Source organism: Variovorax sp. E3 (assembly GCF_016082275.1).
Classification (GTDB): domain Bacteria; phylum Pseudomonadota; class Gammaproteobacteria; order Burkholderiales; family Burkholderiaceae_C; genus Variovorax.
Genome location: NZ_MOWM01000315.1, coordinates 1 through 2,003, shown reverse-complemented (window position 1 = coordinate 2,003; position 2,003 = coordinate 1). Strand labels below are relative to the sequence as shown.

The window sequence follows — 2,003 nt, the reverse complement described above, 5'->3', positions numbered from 1 at the left end:
AACCGACACCGAAGGCAACCTGCAGAAGGGCCTGCCGCGCCACCCGGTGGTGGAAGACGACGTGGTGATCTACGCCGGCGCGACCATCCTCGGGCGTGTCACGCTCGGCAAGGGCGCGGTCATCGGCGGCAACGTGTGGATCACCGATGACGTGCCGCCGGGCGCGAGCGTCACGCAGGCCAGCCTGCAGAACGCACCGAAGGCAGGTGGCGCCGCATGAAAGCATTCGTCGAAGACTTTGGCGTGACAGTGCGGCAACTGCGCGAGGGCAAGGGCTGGTCGCAGGAAGAACTGGCCGAGCGTTCCGATCTGAACCGCTCCTACGTGGGCGAAATCGAACGCGGCCGCGTCATTCCGTCGATCGTCACCGCGCAGAAGCTGGCCACCGCGCTGGGCATCAACATGGTGGGTCTGCTCATGCGTTGCGAGCAACTGGAGCAATCGCGTCTTGCACGCCGGATCAACTTGGCGGCTATAGCCTGTTGAGGGAAAACCCGTGGCCGCCGGACACTGGCGGCCATTCTTTTCTCAACCCACGGAGCCCTGATCCATGAGCGCAACAGTTGGTGGTACGACCGCCCTTGGCGACAACGCCGCAAGACAGCTAGCCAATGCCACCAAGACCGTTCCCCAACTCGAGACCATCAGCCCGCGCTGGCTGACGCACCTGCTGCAGTGGGTGCCGGTGGAGGCGGGCATCTACCGCGTCAACAAGGTCAAGAACCCCGAGTCGATCAAGGTCACCTGCACCTCGCGCGAAGAAGAGAACCAGCTGCCGCGCACCTTCGTCGACTACGAAGAAAACCCGCGCGAGCACTACCTCAATGCCGTGAGCACCGTGCTCGACGTGCACACCCGCATCTCCGACCTCTACAGCAGCCCGCACGACCAGATCAAGGAGCAGCTGCGCCTGACGATCGAGACGATCAAGGAGAACCAGGAGAGCGAGCTCATCAACAACCCCGACTATGGCCTGCTGGCGCAAGTGGCGGAAGAGCAGCGCATCTTCCCGTTGACCGGCGCGCCCACGCCCGACGACCTCGACGAGCTGCTGACCAAGGTGTGGAAGGAGCCCGCGTTCTTTCTCACGCACCCGCTGGCCATTGCCGCCTTCGGCCGCGAGGCCACGCGCCGCGGCACGCCGCCGCCGACGGTGAGCCTGTTCGGTTCGCAGTTCATCACCTGGCGCGGCATTCCGCTGATTCCGTCGAACAAGGTGCCGGTGGCCGACGGCAAGAGCAAGATCCTGCTGCTGCGCGTGGGCGACAAGCGCCAGGGCGTGGTGGGCCTCTTTCAGCCGGGCCTGTCGGGCGAGCAGGGGCCGGGCCTGTCGGTGCGCTTCATGGGCATCAACAACCATGCGATCGCCTCTTACCTGATCTCGCTGTACTGCTCGCTCGCGGTGCTGACCACCGACGCGCTGGCGGTGCTCGACGACGTCGAGATCGGCAAGTACCACGACTATCCCGACACCTACAAGTAAGCCGCTGTGAGCAGCACTCCATCGATTCCGGGCGGGGCACCGTTCGACCCGGCCATCCTCGCGCGCATGGCCAGCGCCATGTTCTCCGAGGTGCCGGGCGCGCAGTTTCCCGCCAACGTCGCGCCGCCGGGCTCGCCGCTGGTAAGCCCCGCGGGCTTCGGGCCGAGCGTGCCGGGCACGCCGATTCCGCAAGGCCAGATCCCGGGCGCGAACCTGGTGCCGGCATCGCCCACGCAGCTGCCTTCGCTCGCGAACCGCGCGCCGGCCCTGGTGCCGCACGCGGTGGCGGGCAACGGCGTGCCGGACACGGTGCTGTCGGTCGCGCCGGCCTTCGAGCCGCGCTCGGGCGGCTCGGTGCTGGGCGTGCCGCAGCAGGTGAATGCGCCGGTGGCTCCGCAAACGGGGGCATCGCCGTTCTACTTCGTGGGCAACAGCTACGGGCATCCGTCGGCTGGTGCGACGCCTGTGGCCTTGCCCCCTCTCCCTCAGGGAGAGGGCTGGGTGAGGGCCAGCGGCCGTA

At 67.1% G+C, this 2,003-nt stretch carries 2 protein-coding genes and 2 pseudogenes; all 4 read left to right on the top strand.

Annotated elements, in window-relative coordinates; translation table 11 throughout:
• A pseudogene (locus tag BMG07_RS40475) lies at positions 1 to 220 on the top strand (serine acetyltransferase); the annotation flags it as partial.
• Positions 217 to 486 (top strand): helix-turn-helix transcriptional regulator, encoded by a 270-nt coding sequence (locus tag BMG07_RS40470; protein WP_093240461.1) that lies wholly within the window; start codon positions 217 to 219, stop codon positions 484 to 486. The pseudogene BMG07_RS40475 and the gene BMG07_RS40470, both read left to right, overlap by 4 nt.
• Positions 487 to 550: 64 nt before the next feature.
• Positions 551 to 1,483 carry a family 2A encapsulin nanocompartment shell protein gene (locus BMG07_RS40465; protein WP_198089183.1) on the top strand — a complete coding sequence of 311 codons (933 nt, stop codon included), beginning with the start codon at positions 551 to 553 and terminating at the stop codon, positions 1,481 to 1,483.
• A 66-nt stretch (positions 1,484 to 1,549) separates the two neighbouring features.
• Positions 1,550 to 2,003: pseudogene (locus BMG07_RS40460) on the top strand (cysteine desulfurase); the annotation flags it as partial.

Excerpts from the sequence above, each read along its gene's own strand:
- BMG07_RS40465 (WP_198089183.1), top strand. The coding sequence starts at position 551 with ATGAGCGCAACAGTTGGTGGTACGACCGCCCTTGGCGACAACGCCGCA.
- BMG07_RS40470 (WP_093240461.1), top strand. The coding sequence starts at position 217 with ATGAAAGCATTCGTCGAAGACTTTGGCGTGACAGTGCGGCAACTGCGC.